Source organism: Falseniella ignava (assembly GCF_002847645.1).
Taxonomy (GTDB): Bacteria; Bacillota; Bacilli; order Lactobacillales; family Aerococcaceae; genus Falseniella; species Falseniella ignava.
In genome coordinates, this window is sequence record NZ_PKHE01000001.1 from 154126 (window position 1) to 170590 (window position 16465).

Sequence of the window (16465 nt, forward strand, 5' to 3'; positions counted from 1 at the left end):
CTTAAAAAGGCAACGCTTCTTAATTTATAGTAAGGATTGAAATTAGTCGAGCTTAAGCTTATCGAGCATATCTCGTGTCATCGCATCAAGGTCATATTTTGGACTGAAGCCCCATTCTTCAACAGCACAAGATATGTCTAAAGAATTAGGCCATGAATCTGCAATACCTTGACGGACAGGGTCGACGTCATACGTCATTTCAAATTCAGGCATGACTTTACGGATTGAAGCCGCAATTTCTTCAGGTTCAAAACTCATACCGCTAATGTTGAAGGCGTTACGATGTTTTAAATTCTCAGCAGGTGCTTCCATTAGTTGAATAATCGCATCAATCGCATCCGGCATATAGAGCATATCCATATAAGTGCCTTTATCGATATATGAGGCATATTTACCATGGCGCAATGCTTCATAGTAGATTTCTACGGCATAATCCGTTGTACCACCACCTGGAGGTGCTTCATAAGAAATTAATCCCGGAAAGCGAACACCACGAGTGTCGACGCCGAATTTTGTATAGTAGTAATCACAAAGCAGTTCGCCACTTACTTTTGTAACACCATACATGGTTGTAGGGCGTTGGATAGTATCTTGAGGTGTTTGATCGCGTGGTGAAGTTGGGCCAAAAGCACCAATGGAACTTGGTGTGAAAAATTGTAAATCGTATTGGCGTGCCAACTCTAATGCGTTCACCAAACCACCCATGTTGATATCCCAAGCTAACTTAGGTTTTGCTTCTGCAACAGCAGAGAGTAAAGCTGCCAGGTGAATTAATGTATCGACTTTATATTCACGAATGATTCGTTCGAAGTTCTCAACATCGAGAACATCTAGAATTTCAAAGATACCTTCTTGACATACCACAGAATCATCATTTTGATGGATATCTGTTGCAATAACATTATCAACACCGTATATTTCACGTAATTTAACGACGAGGGGTGTCCCAATTTGGCCAAGAGACCCCGTAATAAGAATTTTTTCCATAGTGGTGAAATCATCCTTTTCTATTTAATCTATGATGTGATGGATTTAAATAACGCCTAATTCTTTACCAACTTTTTCGTAGACTTTTAGCACTTCGTCCAATTGTTCCTTCGTATGAGCCGCTGTTGGCATATTACGAACACGCCCTGTACCACGCGGAACGGTAGGGAAAACAATGGATTTAGCATAAACGCCTTCTTCTTTCAAACGACGAGAGAAGGTTTGTGTTTTATTTTCATCACCAATAATACATGGCGTAATTGGTGTTTCAGATTGTCCGATATCAAAGCCTAAGTTTTTCAGACCTTCTTTAAGGTAGCGGCCATTTTCCCATAATTTATCGTGTGCTTCAGTTGAAGCCATCATTAATTCAATTGCTTTGGTTGCTGCTGCTGCGGCACCTGGTGTTAGTGAAGTAGAGAATAGGAATGGACGAGCTCTTACTTTAAGCCAGTCAATCAATTGTTGAGAACCAGCAACATAGCCGCCTACAACACCTAAAGCTTTAGAGAGGGTTCCCATTTGCATGTCGATATCTTTTTGTGCATTAAAGTGTTTTACCGTACCAGCACCTTTACCCATAACGCCTGAACCATGTGCGTCATCAACATAAGTAATTAAGTTATATTCTTTAGCAATTTCAACGATGCCTGGAATATTTGCAACGTCACCGTCCATTGAGAAGACACCGTCAGTGATGTACATTACTTTATCGTATTCGCCACTTTCAGTAGCTTCTTTAGCTTTAGCACGTAAATCGTCCATATCTTGGTGTTTTACACGGATGATTTTTGCTCCAGAAAGACGACAACCATCAATAATCGATGCATGATTTAACTCATCAGATAGAATCGCATCGCCTTTACCAATAACTGCAGCGATAGCTCCCATATTACAGTTAAAGCCAGATTGGAAAGCAATGGCTGCTTCAGTTCCTTTGAACTCGGCAATTTTTGCTTCGAGTTGATCGTGAATAGTTAAAGTTCCATTAATTGTACGGACCGCACCAGCTCCGACACCGTAATGAGTAGTGGCTTCGTTTGCTTTTTGAATCATTTCTTCGTTCGTAGCAAAACCTAAGTAGTTATTTGAAGATAGGTTAATTAATTCTTTACCGTTGACGTTGATGATTGGGCCATTTGGTCCGTCAACCGTATCGATTTCATTATATAACCCATTTTCTTTTAACTCTTGCAAATTTTTTGCTAAAAATTCTTCAAGTTTTTGACTCATAATAATCCTCCTATAATTTATTAATAAAATACTATGTTTTCAGTTTATCAGATTGTTCAAGCGTTTTCTAGCAATCGCTAACATTTGTAACATGAGAATTTAATGAGATGTTTATGCCTCTGAGTTTGTAAATGATAGATTGTAAAATTAATTGCGACAAACAAGAAAACTCATAACAGGTTCGTGTAAAATGTTAGTAACCACAAAAACACGAAAAACACGCACGGAGGACCTGTTATGAGCTATAAACATCTTACCATAGAAGACCGTTAAAAAAATAGAAATTCTTTATCATGAAGGCTATACAGTGAGTCAAATTGCTGAAGCCATCGGGCGTCACCGTTCGATGATTTATCGAGAACTCAAGCGTGTTAAGTCAGCCCGTTACGTTGCTCAATTGGCTCAAGATAACGCTACTGAGCATCAATCTCTTAAAGGTCGTCGTCTTAAACATACGCCCGATCTCATTCAAGATATTCAAACAAAGTTAGAATTAACCTGGTCTGCCGAACAAATCGTAGGGCGCTGCTATCAAAAAAGATTATCATTTAAAACAATTTATAACTAGATCTATCAAGGCGTCATTGAGGTCTCGCTAGACTACGACTACCTGAGACAAAAAGGGAAACGACGCAAAACTCAGGAAACCAGAGGTAAATTTAATATCGAAACATCGATTAAAGAACGACCGAGCGCTGTTAAAAAGCGTTTGGAATTTGATCATTGGGAACTTGATACGGTACTCTCTCCCAGAGGTAAAAGTAAAGAATGTCTCGTTACTTTTGTTGAGCACAAGAGTCGCTTCTATATCGCTTTAAAGATGCCGAATCGATCCAAAGAATCCATGCTTTCGACTGTAAATTAGTTGATTCAATCTTTCCCTAAATAAACTCTCAAAAGCTTCACCTCTGACCGTGGGAAAGAATTTGCTTGTTATTCAGACATCGAACAACAAAACATCGCTTTTTACTTTGCGGATGCTTACAGTGCCTGGCAGAGAGGGACTAACGAGAATTCCAATGGATTACTTAGAGAATTTCTCCCTAAACGCACAGATCTAGTTAAAATTACGGAACATGAACTTTTCAATGCACTATGGTTGATAAATAATCGACCTAGAAAATGCTTAGATTTTAAAACGCCTTTTGAAGTACTCATGTACGAACTCGTTCAATTAGAATAACTTTTTGTCGCAATAATTATTGTAATTCATCATTTATATAAAGGAATGCGAGTTGTTAAATCAGAGACGGCTTGGCGTACTTCATCAAGAACTGTTTCATTTCCTTTAGACGCTAATGTTTTTACAATTAATTCAGCTACTTCACGAGATTCTTCTTCTTTGAAACCACGTGTAGTGATTGCTGGTGTACCAATTCGTATACCGCTTGTCACAAAAGGTGATTCTGTTTCGAATGGAATGGTGTTTTTATTTGTTGTAATTTTTACTTCGTCAAGTAACTCTTCAGCTTCTTTACCAGTAATACCAAAACCAGTTACATCAATTAATAGTAAGTGGTTATCTGTTCCTCCACTAACTAGACGAGCTTTGTCATGAGCTAAGAAAACTTCTGCCATTGCTTTCGCATTTTTCTTAATTTGTTTTGCATATGCTTTGAATTCTGGTTGTAAAGCTTCTAAGAACGCAACAGCTTTTCCGGCGATAACGTGCTCTAAAGGGCCACCTTGACTACCTGGGAAAATTGCACTGTTAAATTTTTTCTTATATTTCGCTTTACCTAAGATTAAACCGCCACGAGGTCCACGTAATGTTTTGTGAGTTGTTGATGTCACAACATCAGCATAAGGTACTGGGTTTGGATATTCGCCTGCTGCAACAAGTCCAGCAAAGTGAGCCATATCCACCATTAGATAAGCATCAACTTCATCAGCAATTTCTCTAAATTTCTTAAAGTCTAATTCTCTTGGATAAGCACTGTAACCAGCAATAATCATTTTTGGTTTATGTTCTAATGCTAATTCACGAATACGGTCATAATCGATTATTTCTGTTTTTTTATCTACACCATAAGGAACAACGTTATATAATTTACCACTAAAATTAACTGGAGAGCCATGAGTCAAGTGCCCACCGTGTGATAAGTCCATTCCTAAATAGGTGTCACCGGGTTTTAATAATGCTTGGAATACAGCATTATTAGCTTGAGATCCTGAGTGTGGTTGTACGTTTGCGTACTCAGCACCGAATAATTCTTTAACACGGTCGATGGCTAGTTGTTCAATAATATCTACGAATTCACATCCACCGTAGTAACGTTTACCAGGATAACCTTCCGCATATTTGTTTGTTAAAATACTCCCTTGAGCTTCTAATACTTCTTTCGAAACGAAGTTCTCAGAGGCGATTAGTTCAATGTTCTCTTCTTGACGTTGACGCTCCTTTTCAATGGTGTCAAATACCTCTTGGTCAAAATATTGGTTTGTCATATAAATAACTCTCCCCATTATTTTATTTTTAACATATCACGATAAGTTAGTTAATGGTTTAAAATATTAAATTTTTGCTCTTAAGTAACACTTTAATCAATTTATTTTTTATACATTTATTTAGTATTTAACTATACACTTCTTTCAGGCTTTGCAGTATCTACTGTTTTTGAAAACCATTTGTCTACGATTAATGCAATCGCGTTATCACCAGAAATATTGGTTGCCGTACCAAAACTATCTTGAGCGATATAAAGCGATACGAGTAATGTAGCTGCAGATCCAGAAGGGTCTAGCCCTACCATGAATAAAAATGGTAAAGCAGCCATAATGGCTCCACCTGGTGCGCCAGGTGCAGCAACCATTGCAATACCAAGCGTCATAATGAATGGTATCATTGTCGTTAGTGAATATGACATACCATTCATCATTAATACTGCCGTCACACAACTAGTAATGGTAATCGTACTTCCCATTAAATGTGCTGTTGCACAGAATGGAATAACAAAATCACGAATCTTAGCTGATACACCGTTTTTCTCAGCAATTTCTAAACTAAATGGAATAGTCGCTGCTGATGATTGCAACCCAACCGCAGCTAAGTAACCTGGTATTTGATTTTTAACTAATGTGACTGGATTCTTTCCAGTGTATGAGCCTGCGATAACGAACCATAAAATAATAAATACCCAGTGAAGTGCAATAATAATTAAGAATACTCGCCAGAAAACAGACAAGATTGTAGTAAATGTTCCAGCATAACTTAAGTTTACAAAGTTACCAAAGATGAAGAAAGGTAACATTGGAACAATAAATTTCTCTAATGTAACAACAACAGTTTGGTTAAATTCATCGAAGAAATTATACATGACATAACGATCTCTCTCTGTTCTTAACCATGAAATACAGATACCAAAAATAAACGCAAATACAATGGCAGTTGTTACTTCAAACATTGGTGGAATAGCAACTTCAAATATTGGAGCTAATTCAGATCCACTAGTATCTACAAAAGATGTTCCTTGATCAATAAACATGGGGAATATTATAGTCGCTACTAATAATGCTGACACACCCGCAATAACTGTAGATAAATATGACAATCCCGTAGTCGCTGCTAATAATTTGCCAGCCCCGTCAGATAAGTCAGCAATGCCTTTGACAATAAATCCAACAATCATTAGCGGAATAAAGAAGTTAAGAATATTACCAAAAATTGAAGAGAATGTTACCGGAATTTGTAAAATAAATTCTGGTAGGAATGTCATCTGTCCAACTATAGCACCTAATACAATCGCTAAAATTAACTTGGGGATTAAACCAATCGATTTTTTCTTTTTTGCCATAAATAAACTCTCCTTTTTCATTTAGTTAAAATTAGTGATCACGATCCTCCTTTACTGAAATAATATAAGAAAGCGTTTCCCTTGTCTCAGTTAAACAGTATCATTATTTTTAATCAATAGCAACTATTATTTTCATTATAATGATATTATAATGATATTGTAAATCTAATTATAAGATATTATAGGAGATTACAAAATGAAAATTACTAAAATCATTACAGGAGCTATTAGAGAGAATTGTTATATATTAGATAGATTGTAAAAATAATTGCGACAAACAAGAAAACTCATAACAGGTTCGTATAAAATGTTAGTAACCACAAAAACACACACGGAAGACCTGTTATGAGCTACAAACATCTTTCCATAGAAGACCGTTCAAAAATAGAAGTACTTTATCAGGACTATACAGTGAGTCAAATTGCTGAAGCTATTGGGCGCCACCGTTCGATGATTTATCGAGAACTCAAGCGTGTTAAGTCAGCCCGTTACGTTGCTCAATTGGCTCAAGCTAACGCTACTGAGCATCAATCTCTTAAAGGTCGTCGTCTTAAACATACGCCCGATCTCATTCAAGATATTCAAACAAAGTTAGAATTAACCTGGTCTGCCGAACAAATCGTAGGGCGCTGCTATCAAAAAAGATTATCATTTAAAACAATTTATAACTAGATCTATCAAGGCGTCATTGAGGTCTCGCTAGACTACGACTACCTGAGACAAAAAGGGAAACGACGCAAAACTCAGGAAACCAGAGGTAAAAGTAAAGAATGTCTCGTTACTTTTGCTGAGCACAAGAGTCGCTTCTATATCGCTTTAAAGATGCCGAATCGATCGAAGGAATCTATGATTTCGACTGTAAATCAGTTGATCCAAATTTTCCCTAAACGCACAGATCTAGTTAAAATTACGGAACGTGAACTTTTCAATGCATTATGGTTGATAAATAATCGACCTAGAAAATGCTTAGATTTTAAAACACCTTTTGAAGTACTCATGTACGAACTCGTTCAGTTAGAATGACTTTTTGTCGCAATAATTATTGCAATTTATCTAATCAAAAAAGTATTTCTTGACTTAAATGAACACCAATACATGATCTAATTATATGAAAAAAATCTGGAAATAATCGACGTTTATTTCTGGAAAATACTTTAAAATAAAGGATTAAAAAGCTAGATAGATCAAGCTTTTATGTTAGATAAAGATTTGATACTCTATAGACAAAATGGTAATATGGTAAAGAGTTATTTATTAATTTACTATGAGGAATCCTGGCATCTGGGGGTTGAGGAGCTCTGTAAACTGATAATATAACGCTTTCATAACGACATGTCGGAGGTGATTTTCTGAATGAAAAACGAAATTATCAATACCTTGAAGGAAGCGGAAAGTACGATTGATGGATTGAAAAATTCGATGCACGAGCATAAAGAAGAAATTCAAGAAATGGTCCAAAAAGAACTTCAACAATATGGCGAGGTACTGGATCGGTCGTTGAAAGATTTAGATCGTGATTTGGATCGTCAATTTCAAGGAGAGTTAAATGCGGCTTATGAGCAAGTGAGTCATGTTGTCTCGCAATATCAACAAAAAATGCAGCATGAATACGAATCTGTCAAGGATTTACTCGTCCAGAAAGGTGTAAAGGAGGTTATGGCAGCATATGGCAATTTCAGAAATGAGTAAAGTTCTGATAATCGCTGAACAATCAAGAAAGGATCTACTGCTAGAATCTTTGCAAGAAATGAAAGGAACAGAAATTGTGCCTTTCACCGATTTAGCTGAAGAGGATATTGAAATATTCTCGCATCAAGATACACAAGAGAGCTCAGCACGCTATCAATATAATGAGGCGGTCAAAGCTCTAGCGATACTTGATCGCTACCGTACTCCGGAATCATTATTCACTCGTTTACGACGAAAACGTGATACGTTCACGTTAGATGAATTAGAACAACATATTCATTCATTAGACTTTGAGGGGTTAACCCAAGCAATTTATTCGCTCGATAATCAGTTGCATGAGATTGAAGAAAAAATCAAGCAGCTTGAAGACGAAGAAGCATTGCTGCGACAATGGTCGCAACTGAAAGTTCATCCAGATGAATTGAAAGAGTTACATTACTTTTCGGGCGTGTTAGGTACGATTGAGACTGAAGATTATAATGACTTAGTTGATCAATTGCATCAAATTACTGAAGATGTGTTTGTTCAAGAAGTATTTTATGGGCAGGACCGTAGCGGTTATCTAATCGTTTTCCCTGAAGAAAGTCAAAAGGTCATCCTAAATAAACTTCAACGTCTTGATTTTGATCCGTTAAATTATCAATATACAGAACTTCCTCAAGTGGAGTTAGAGCGTAACTTAAAGCAGCGTAAAGAATGTTTTGCACAAGCAAAAGACATTAAAGCATCTTTAGGTGATTTTGAAGAAGAATACGTTCAGTTATCGTTAATTAAAGAGCATTACGGTAATCTTGTTGAACGTCAGATGGCGAGTAAGTTAGCGTTAGATAGCGCGCATCTGTTCGTTCTCAAAGGATGGATGGAGTCGGATCGAGTTGATGAGCAAATTCATTATCTAGAACAACAACTGGGTCAAGATGGGTTTGTATCTTATGTCGAACCTGTTAGTGATGAAGACCAACCTGAAGATATTCCAGTTCAATTAAGGAACCATTGGTTTGCCCGTCCGTTTGAAGGGCTTACGAAACAATATGGAATCCCATTGTACGGAAGTCTGGACCCAACACCGTTTTACTCATTTTTCCAAGTGTTATTCTTTGGATTGATGAGTGCAGATTTAGGTTATGGATTACTTTTATTTATCGGAACGCTATTCCCAATCTTGTTCTTTGATTTGAATGATAAGACAAAGCAAAGTCTGATGTCATTTAATTTTATGTCTGTTGGAACAATGGCGGTAGGCCTATTTTTTGGTAGTTTCTTTGGCTTTGATCTACCGTTTAAGGTGATGGACATTACCGATCAAGTTATCGATGTCATGTTAATTTGCGTATTAATCGGTATTATCCATATGCTTCTAGCCTATGCACTAAAAGCTTATTTGGAAGCTCGTAAAGGGGACTATGTTAGATGGTACCTTGACTCCATGCAATGGTTCTTAATTTTAGTTGGGATTTTAGTAATGGGAGCTAATAGCATTTTGGGATGGAATAACCCCTCCCTACAAAAAGTCGGTCTCGTATTAATTCTTGGTAATATTGTGGGGATGTTTATTGTTAACATCTTTACTAACGGTAATCCATTTATCGGCTTTAGCTTAGGTTTATTTGGTATGATCGACGTGGCTGGATTAGTAGGGGATATTGTAAGTTATACCCGTCTAACAGCTTTAGGTGTGGCTGGAGCAAATATCGGAATGGCATTCAACTTAATTGTAAGCCTACTACCACCGGTATTGCGCTTTAGTGTAGGGATTCTATTGTTCTTAGCTTTACATGGTTTGAACATCTTTATTTCGTTCCTCGGAGCTTACGTCCACTCAATGCGTCTTGAATTCGTTGAGTTTTTCGGTAAGTTTTTTGAAGGCGGAGGTAAAGAATTCAAACCGTTGAAACCATTGGAAGAAGAAGTTTGGATTGAAAGTAAAAAATAAAATTTATATCATTGGAGGTATTCTTTTATGGAATTTATTACGGCATTTTTCGGAGAAAACATTGGACTTATTCTCGGAGGATTTGGTGTAGCATTCGCTACCTTTATGGCAGGGACAGGTTCTGCAATTGCAGTAGGTATGGCTGGGGAATCTGCTTCAGCATTGGTTAAAGAAAAACCAGAATTATTCGGTCAAGCGCTAGTTCTTCAACTACTTCCTGCAACGCAAGGATTATACGGATTCGTTATGGGGTTATTAATCTTACTTAACCTTGAACCAGGTATGTCTGCTTCAACAGGATGGTACTACTTTATGTGTTCACTTCCAGTAGGAATCGCAGGGTATACTTCTGCTCCATATCAAGCGCGAGCTTCAATTGCGGGTATGCAAATTCTTGCGCAACGTCCTGAAAATGCAACCCAAGGGATTGTTTTCTCAGCGATGGTTGAGACATACGCGATCTTAGGTTTAGTTATCTCGATCTTAATGTTCTTATTCGGTAATTAATAAGACGTAGTTACGTCAAATGATATCGAATTAGAGAGGAGAGTGACGAGAGATTATGGCAGACTTAAAAAGCTTGACTCAAAGTGTCATCGGTCGTGAAGAAGCAAAGTTTGATCAATTGTTCCAAGAATATCGTGAAGAGCAACTTAAAGAACTCGAGCAGAAGAAGGAACAATTAAGAGAAGAAAACCAAATAGAACGTCAAAAAGTCGAAGCGAACCGACTAAAACAGCACGAGATTGCTTTAGGCAGTACTCAACTTAGACAACGTAACGACATGTTGGCAATCAAACAAAACATTATCCAACATTTTATTACAGACGTTAAAGACCAATTAACAGCCCTTTCTCCAGAGTTAATCCAAGAGTTTATTTGGAATGTGATTAAGGAGTTACCTTCTCAAGAAGGAATCAAGTTAATTTTAGGAAGCGAAACTTTTTACAAGTTAGATGATAAGTTTGAAGACTTCAAAAAAGCTGGTATAGAAGTAGAAAATGAACCTTTAAAAGGAGCTTCAGGATTTATCCTTGAACAAGGAAATACACAATACAATTATTTATTTGATAATTTAGTCAATGATTATCGAGAACAACTACAACATCTTGTCGTGGAGAAACTGTTCAACGACAAATAGAAGGGAGTTCGTATGCAAGATACAGATTATGGCAAAGTGAATATGACTGTTCGTGTTCACGAGAACTACCTCCTCAATCAGAATCATTATGAGCGGATGCTACAAGCAGCAAATTATGAAGAAGCTGTCCGTGTTTTAAGCGATACAATCTATCGTGAAGGCGTGGAAGAGGCGATTCGTACGCGTGATTATGAACCAATGCTGATGCATGTATTGGAAGATACATACCGCTGGTTAATCAATGAGATCCCTAATAAAGCTTTAGCGGAACTAATTACACTGCAGTATGCATATCATAATATCAAGGTGCTCTTTAAGGAGAAAAAGACCGGTCAAGAATATCAAAAAACATTGATTGATCTGACCTACTATCCGATATATGAGTTTCGTAAAGCTGTAGCAACGTTAAACTCTGATATTTTACCACAAGAATATATTGATCATATTCGCCAAATGGATAATTTTTATTCAGATACGCCTTCAGTGAATGATATTGATATATTTGTGGATCGAATTTATCAAGAACATTTAGTTCATCTCGCTGAACAATTAGAAGAATCAGACGTTGAGCATTGGATTCGTCGACAAATCGATTTACAAAACTTATCGGTATACTTCCGAGGATTAGCGATGAATCGTTCGGTAAATCATATGCAAGCGGTCTTATCGGAACATGGAAACATTAAAGTTGAAGAGTATGTTCAAGCGATGGGTCAAGGGTTTGACGCAGCTTATCAGCATTTCAGTCAACACCCAGATTTACGGGAATTATTTATGAATGTCAATATGAACCATAAAAACTCATTGAGTCAGCTCGAACGTGAGATTGACAAGGAATCTAGCAACGTATTATCAGCCGCTAAAATGAAAGTGTTTGGACCGCTACCTGTATTAGCCTATATTCACGCCGTTGAAGAAGAAGTTGTGAATATCCGCCTAATTTTAACAGGCAAATTGAACAGTATCGATAACGATATTGTGAAGGAAAGAATGAGGTTGAGCTATGCGATATAAGATTGGATTTATCGGTGAGAAAGATGCCGTCTATGCATTTGGAATGCTTGGGATGGACGTCAACTATGTGAATGATGCGAGTGAGGTTCGCTCGATGATTCATGAGATGGTTCAACAAGAATATGGGGTTATCTTTATTACAGAAGCGCTTGCGGCTCAAGTCCCCCATGTTATTTCTGAATATGATGAGCAGTTCTTGCCAGCCATTATATTAATACCAAGTGAAGTGGATTCAGAGAGCATTGGAATGCAACGAATCCAAGAGAAAGTTAAAAAGGCCGTTGGCCAAAATATTTTATAGGAGGTATGATTATTGAATTCCGGAATTATTCAATCAGTTTCAGGACCGCTAGTCACTGCAACTGGTTTAGAAGAAGCCAAAATTCGTGACATTTGTTATGTCGGCGAAGCGAAATTAGTTGGCGAAATTATTCAAATCCGTGAAGATGAAGCCTTCATCCAAGTTTACGAAGAAACATCGATGGTCGGACCAGGTGAACCTGTATTCCCTACAGGACAACCTCTATCAGTTGAACTCGGACCAGGTATGATGTCTTCAATGTTTGATGGAATCCAACGTCCACTGAAAGATATTGCGACACAATCAAATAGTTCATTTATTGCCCGTGGTATCGAGGTGGCTTCATTAGATCGTGACCGTGTATGGCACTTTACGCCAGTTGCTAAAGTTGGTGATAAAGTCCAAGAAGGTGACATCATCGGTGAAGTTCAAGAAACAAAGGTTATTAACCATAAAATTATGGTGCCGATCGGTGTAACGGGTATTGTGAAAGAAATTCACGAAGGAGACTTCAAAGTTGAAGACACCGTGTACGTGTTAGAAACAGCCGAAGGTGACCGTGAATTTAATATGATTCAACGTTGGGCAATTCGTCAACCGCGTAAAATTGCTGAAAAACATGAACCGACAACTCCGCTGATTACAGGTCAACGTGTTATTGATACGCTCTTCCCGGTTGCAAAAGGTGGAGCGGCAGCGGTTCCCGGACCATTCGGAGCGGGTAAAACCGTTGTACAACACCAAATTGCAAAATGGGCTGACGTAGATATTGTCGTATACGTAGGTTGTGGTGAACGTGGTAATGAGATGACGGAAGTTATTAATGAGTTCCCAGAATTAGTAGACCCAAATACTGGAGAATCAATTATGGACCGTACGATTCTGATCGCGAACACATCGGACATGCCGGTAGCGGCGCGTGAAGCGTCAATCTATACGGGTATTACCATTGCTGAGTACTTCCGTGATATGGGATACTCGGTTGCCATCATGGCTGACTCAACTTCACGATGGGCGGAAGCGCTGCGTGAAATTTCAGGTCGTCTTGAAGAAATGCCAGGGGACGAAGGTTACCCTGCTTACTTAGGATCTCGTCTAGCAGAATACTATGAACGTGCTGGATTTGTTACAACGATTGGACAACCTGCGCGTGAAGGAAGTATTACAGCGATTAGTGCGGTATCACCTCCAGGTGGGGATACTTCAGAGCCGGTAACGCAAAACACACAACGTGTTGTTAAAGTGTTCTGGGGTCTTGATGCTACGCTAGCACGTCGTCGTCACTTCCCAGCGATTCATTGGTTAAGTTCTTACTCACTTTATTCATCAGATTTGAATAAGAAATTAAACGAGCGCCTTGGAATGGATTGGGATGCTGCCGTAACGCATACACGTTCATTACTACAACAGGAAGCAGAATTAGATGAGATTGTTCGTCTAGTTGGGGTAGATTCACTCTCCGACTCAGACCGCGCTAAATTACTTGTTGCAGCAATGATTCGTACCGACTACTTACAACAAAATGCTTACGATGATGTCGATACGTATACAAGCTTGAAGAAACAATCTGAAATGCTTCAAACGATTCTTCACTTTGAAGATAAAGTAAAACACGCCTTAGAGCTCGGAACACATATTACCGATGTGATTGAAGGCACGGTAGAATTACGTGAACGAATTGGACGTATGAAATACATCCATGAAGATCAAGTAGAAACAGCTTACGGAGAAATTCGCGAAGTCATTGATGCGGTAATCCGTCAAGTGGTGCAAGATGGAGGTGACGCATAAGATGTTAAAAGAACATAAAGGATTATCTGCTGTTGTAGACCCATTAGTTACCGTTAAAGGTGTGGAAGGCGTAAAATTCGACGAGTTAGTTAACGTTGAATTAGGCGATGGCACTATTCGCCGTGGACAAGTCCTTGAAGCTGAAGGTGACACAGCAATCGTTCAGTTATTTGAAGGTTCATCTGGAATTAATAAGGTTGATGCAAAAGTTCGTTTCTTAGGCAAACCTTTAACATTAGATGTGTCTGAAGATATGATCGGACGCCGTTTCGATGGAATGGGACGCATTAGTGATGGGGGACCAGAACTGATTGCAGAGAAATCACTTGATATTAACGGAGCAGCGATTAACCCTGTAATGCGTAACTATCCAAATGAGTTCGTTCAGACAGGAATTTCAACCATTGACCATTTAAATACTTTAGTTCGTGGACAAAAACTTCCAGTGTTCTCAGGGTCTGGTCTACCTCATAAAGAGTTAGCGGCGCAAATTGCTCGTCAAGCGACAGTATTAAACTCAGATGAAGACTTTGCGGTAGTGTTCGCAGCCATCGGGATTACTTTCGAGGAAGCGCAATACTTCATCAATGACTTTACTGAGACCGGTGCGATTGACCGTTCGGTAGTCTTTATTAACTTAGCGAATGACCCAGCGATTGAACGTCTAGCGACACCAAAAATGGCGTTAACTGCTGCGGAATACTTAGCATTTGAAAAGAATATGCACGTCTTAGTTATTATGACAGACATGACGAACTATGCGAACTCATTACGTGAAGTTTCCGCAGCGCGTCGTGAAGTGCCAGGTCGTCGTGGTTACCCAGGTTACCTATATACGAACTTAGCAACGCTTTATGAACGTGCAGGACGTATCGAAGGTTCAACGGGGTCAGTGACACAAATTCCAATCGTTACGATGCCAGAAGATGATATTACGCATCCGATCCCTGACTTAACGGGTTATATTACAGAAGGACAAATTATCTTGTCTCGTGATTTATACAACCAAGGGTTACAACCACCGATTAACGTGTTGCCGTCACTTTCGCGTCTGAAAGATAACGGAATTGGGGAAGGTAAGACGCGTGAAGACCATGCGTCAACGATGAACCAAATCTTCTCTGCATACGCACAAGGTAAAGAAGCGAAGAGCTTAGCTTCGGTTTTAGGGGATTCAGCTCTGACTGAAACGGACTTGAAGTACTTAGAATTCTCAGACGCTTTTGAAGAGAAGTACGTTAACCAAGGTTACTATACAAACCGCAGTATTGAAGATAGTTTAGAGATTGGTTGGGAATTACTACGTATTCTCCCAAGAACGGAATTAACCCGTATTAGCGAGGAATTGATTGAGAAATATATGCCTGAAGGGAAGTGATGAACGATGGCTCGATTAAATGTGAATCCCACTCGGATGGAGCTCACAGTATTGAAAGAGAGACTCGCCGTCGCCACCAAAGGTCATAAAATCTTAAAAGACAAACAAGATGGGTTGATGCAAAGCTTCATTAATATGATTCGTGAGAATGCACAACTTCGTGAAGAAGTTGAAACCATCTTAAAACGTGGTATGCAAAATTTCGCTTTATCAAAAGCATTACTCCATGAAGAATATTTAGAGCAAATCGCACTCGTTCCGACATTCGATGTCCGTTTGGACGTTGACCGAAAGAATATGTTGAGTGTCAAAGTTCCTGAAATGCATTTTTCCGGTGAAGAAGACAACGAATTGAAGTATGGTTACTTGAATTCGAATGCAGATTTAGATGATACGTTAACAAGTTTCAACGAAGCGCTCCCTAAAATGTTAGAGTTAGCCGAATTGGAAAAAGCGTGTCAACTTTTAGCCGGTGAAATTGAACGCACACGCCGTCGTGTAAACGCGCTAGAAGAGCGTACAATTCCTGACTTGAAAGAAACGATCAAGTATATTCAACTTAAACTCGACGAAAATGAGCGGGCAGAAATTACCCGTCTAATGAAAATTAAAGATTTTGATCAATAAGAGGCTACAGTTTAACTCAACAGTGAATAAACACTGTTGAGTTTTTTTAGAGAAAATCAAAATAACCTCCACCTTGAAAGAATCGGTGAAGGTTATTTATCATAGATTGATTTTTAAGGTTGTTTTGTACGGGTCAGGCGATTTCGTGAGAGATAGTGGGTGAACTTACTTTCAACCATATTTCCAACCATAAACCCAACTGCGATTGCACCTGAAACATAAATGACAATTAATATTTGCTCGAAGCTTTCGATATAGCGGCTTTCTACCGCATAGCGCACAGCAGTATAAGCAGGACCCCCGGGAACAAGGGGGACAATACCTGGAATACTTAAAATAATTGCGGGAACTCTTTGTCGACGTGAAAAATAGACACATAAGAAGTTAATCATTAAGGTTCCAAGAAAAGTTGCAATCGCAACATTCGTCCCAGCCTGCATCGTTGCGTAGGTTACAATCCAAGCACAACCGCCAATTAAACCACAAGGGATTAAGATACGTCGCGGAGCATTGAGTATAATTCCGAAGCATAAACTTGGAATAAAGGACATAATAAATTGTTCAATATAAACCATCG

At 38.6% G+C, this 16465-nt stretch carries 16 protein-coding genes and 1 pseudogene; 12 read left to right on the forward strand and 5 right to left on the reverse strand.

From position 1 onward, the window contains the following. Positions 1–42: 42 nt before the first annotated feature. Complete coding sequence (locus tag CYJ57_RS00825; protein ID WP_101953681.1) at positions 43–987, reverse strand: L-threonine 3-dehydrogenase; 945 nt, start codon at positions 985–987, stop codon at positions 43–45. Between the two features lie 45 nt (positions 988–1032). Then, positions 1033–2220 (reverse strand): glycine C-acetyltransferase, encoded by a 1188-nt coding sequence (locus CYJ57_RS00830; protein WP_006700906.1) that lies wholly within the window; start codon positions 2218–2220, stop codon positions 1033–1035. A 237-nt stretch (positions 2221–2457) separates the two neighbouring features. On the opposite strand from CYJ57_RS00830, the pseudogene CYJ57_RS00835 reads away from it, so the two are divergent. Continuing rightward, positions 2458–3403 (forward strand): annotated as a pseudogene (locus tag CYJ57_RS00835) (IS30 family transposase). Between the two features lie 29 nt (positions 3404–3432). Here CYJ57_RS00835 and glyA read toward each other — a convergent pair. Together glyA and CYJ57_RS00845 are read right to left on the reverse strand one after the other, a co-directional pair. Next, positions 3433–4668: a serine hydroxymethyltransferase gene (glyA, locus tag CYJ57_RS00840; protein ID WP_101953682.1), complete on the reverse strand. Its 1236-nt coding sequence runs from the start codon at positions 4666–4668 to the stop codon at positions 3433–3435. Positions 4669–4799: 131 nt separating this feature from the next. After that, positions 4800–6014 (reverse strand): dicarboxylate/amino acid:cation symporter, encoded by a 1215-nt coding sequence (locus CYJ57_RS00845; RefSeq protein ID WP_101953683.1) that lies wholly within the window; start codon positions 6012–6014, stop codon positions 4800–4802. A 345-nt stretch (positions 6015–6359) separates the two neighbouring features. Here CYJ57_RS00845 and CYJ57_RS07950 point away from each other — a divergent pair, with 345 nt between their 5' ends. The 11 genes from CYJ57_RS07950 to CYJ57_RS00895 all read left to right on the forward strand — a co-directional run bounded on the left by CYJ57_RS07950 (position 6360) and on the right by CYJ57_RS00895 (position 15888). Then, entirely contained in the window at positions 6360–6686 is a 327-nt protein-coding gene (locus tag CYJ57_RS07950) for a helix-turn-helix domain-containing protein (RefSeq protein WP_244896561.1), read from the forward strand. 174 nt (positions 6687–6860) lie between these two features. Further along, positions 6861–7037, forward strand: coding sequence for a hypothetical protein (locus CYJ57_RS07955; RefSeq protein ID WP_006700908.1), 177 nt, complete (start codon positions 6861–6863; stop codon positions 7035–7037). Positions 7038–7367: 330 nt separating this feature from the next. Then, on the forward strand, positions 7368–7703 hold the full coding sequence (locus CYJ57_RS00855) for a hypothetical protein (RefSeq protein WP_101953684.1): 336 nt from the start codon (positions 7368–7370) through the stop codon (positions 7701–7703). Then, a complete protein-coding gene (locus tag CYJ57_RS00860) occupies positions 7681–9636 on the forward strand; it encodes a V-type ATP synthase subunit I (RefSeq protein WP_101953685.1) in 1956 nt (651 codons plus the stop codon). The genes CYJ57_RS00855 and CYJ57_RS00860 overlap by 23 nt, the downstream gene beginning before the upstream one ends. A gap of 27 nt (positions 9637–9663) precedes the next feature. Further along, positions 9664–10143, forward strand: coding sequence for a V-type ATP synthase subunit K (locus CYJ57_RS00865; protein ID WP_101953686.1), 480 nt, complete (start codon positions 9664–9666; stop codon positions 10141–10143). A 55-nt stretch (positions 10144–10198) separates the two neighbouring features. Next, a complete protein-coding gene (locus CYJ57_RS00870; RefSeq protein WP_101953687.1) occupies positions 10199–10777 on the forward strand; it encodes a V-type ATP synthase subunit E in 579 nt (192 codons plus the stop codon). 12 nt (positions 10778–10789) lie between these two features. Beyond that, positions 10790–11791, forward strand: coding sequence for a V-type ATPase subunit (locus tag CYJ57_RS00875; RefSeq protein WP_006700913.1), 1002 nt, complete (start codon positions 10790–10792; stop codon positions 11789–11791). Then, entirely contained in the window at positions 11781–12092 is a 312-nt protein-coding gene (locus tag CYJ57_RS00880) for a V-type ATP synthase subunit F (RefSeq protein ID WP_101953688.1), read from the forward strand. Before CYJ57_RS00875 ends, CYJ57_RS00880 begins: the two co-directional genes overlap by 11 nt. Before the next feature lie 12 nt (positions 12093–12104). Beyond that, positions 12105–13883: a V-type ATP synthase subunit A gene (locus CYJ57_RS00885; protein ID WP_006700915.1), complete on the forward strand. Its 1779-nt coding sequence runs from the start codon at positions 12105–12107 to the stop codon at positions 13881–13883. Between the two features lies 1 nt (position 13884). Then, on the forward strand, positions 13885–15261 hold the full coding sequence (locus CYJ57_RS00890) for a V-type ATP synthase subunit B (RefSeq protein WP_006700916.1): 1377 nt from the start codon (positions 13885–13887) through the stop codon (positions 15259–15261). Between the two features lie 6 nt (positions 15262–15267). Next, a complete protein-coding gene (locus CYJ57_RS00895) occupies positions 15268–15888 on the forward strand; it encodes a V-type ATP synthase subunit D (protein WP_006700917.1) in 621 nt (206 codons plus the stop codon). 113 nt (positions 15889–16001) lie between these two features. On the opposite strand, the gene CYJ57_RS00900 is transcribed toward CYJ57_RS00895, so the two are convergent. Then, positions 16002–16463, reverse strand: coding sequence for a threonine/serine exporter family protein (locus CYJ57_RS00900; RefSeq protein ID WP_101953689.1), 462 nt, complete (start codon positions 16461–16463; stop codon positions 16002–16004). Positions 16464–16465: the final 2 nt, after the last annotated feature.

What these genes read in the sequence shown, in the direction of transcription:
- CYJ57_RS00860 (WP_101953685.1), top strand. Translation starts at nt 7,681, where the DNA reads ATGGCAATTTCAGAAATGAGTAAAGTTCTGATAATCGCTGAACAATCA.
- CYJ57_RS00830 (WP_006700906.1), bottom strand. Translation starts at nt 2,220, where the DNA reads ATGAGTCAAAAACTTGAAGAATTTTTAGCAAAAAATTTGCAAGAGTTA.
- CYJ57_RS00845 (WP_101953683.1), bottom strand. Translation starts at nt 6,014, where the DNA reads ATGGCAAAAAAGAAAAAATCGATTGGTTTAATCCCCAAGTTAATTTTA.
- CYJ57_RS00880 (WP_101953688.1), top strand. Translation starts at nt 11,781, where the DNA reads ATGCGATATAAGATTGGATTTATCGGTGAGAAAGATGCCGTCTATGCA.
- CYJ57_RS07955 (WP_006700908.1), top strand. Translation starts at nt 6,861, where the DNA reads ATGATTTCGACTGTAAATCAGTTGATCCAAATTTTCCCTAAACGCACA.
- CYJ57_RS00900 (WP_101953689.1), bottom strand. Translation starts at nt 16,463, where the DNA reads ATGGTTTATATTGAACAATTTATTATGTCCTTTATTCCAAGTTTATGC.
- CYJ57_RS00895 (WP_006700917.1), top strand. Translation starts at nt 15,268, where the DNA reads ATGGCTCGATTAAATGTGAATCCCACTCGGATGGAGCTCACAGTATTG.
- glyA (WP_101953682.1), bottom strand. Translation starts at nt 4,668, where the DNA reads ATGACAAACCAATATTTTGACCAAGAGGTATTTGACACCATTGAAAAG.
- CYJ57_RS00875 (WP_006700913.1), top strand. Translation starts at nt 10,790, where the DNA reads ATGCAAGATACAGATTATGGCAAAGTGAATATGACTGTTCGTGTTCAC.
- CYJ57_RS00890 (WP_006700916.1), top strand. Translation starts at nt 13,885, where the DNA reads ATGTTAAAAGAACATAAAGGATTATCTGCTGTTGTAGACCCATTAGTT.
- CYJ57_RS00825 (WP_101953681.1), bottom strand. Translation starts at nt 987, where the DNA reads ATGGAAAAAATTCTTATTACGGGGTCTCTTGGCCAAATTGGGACACCC.
- CYJ57_RS07950 (WP_244896561.1), top strand. Translation starts at nt 6,360, where the DNA reads ATGAGCTACAAACATCTTTCCATAGAAGACCGTTCAAAAATAGAAGTA.
- CYJ57_RS00870 (WP_101953687.1), top strand. Translation starts at nt 10,199, where the DNA reads ATGGCAGACTTAAAAAGCTTGACTCAAAGTGTCATCGGTCGTGAAGAA.
- CYJ57_RS00865 (WP_101953686.1), top strand. Translation starts at nt 9,664, where the DNA reads ATGGAATTTATTACGGCATTTTTCGGAGAAAACATTGGACTTATTCTC.
- CYJ57_RS00855 (WP_101953684.1), top strand. Translation starts at nt 7,368, where the DNA reads ATGAAAAACGAAATTATCAATACCTTGAAGGAAGCGGAAAGTACGATT.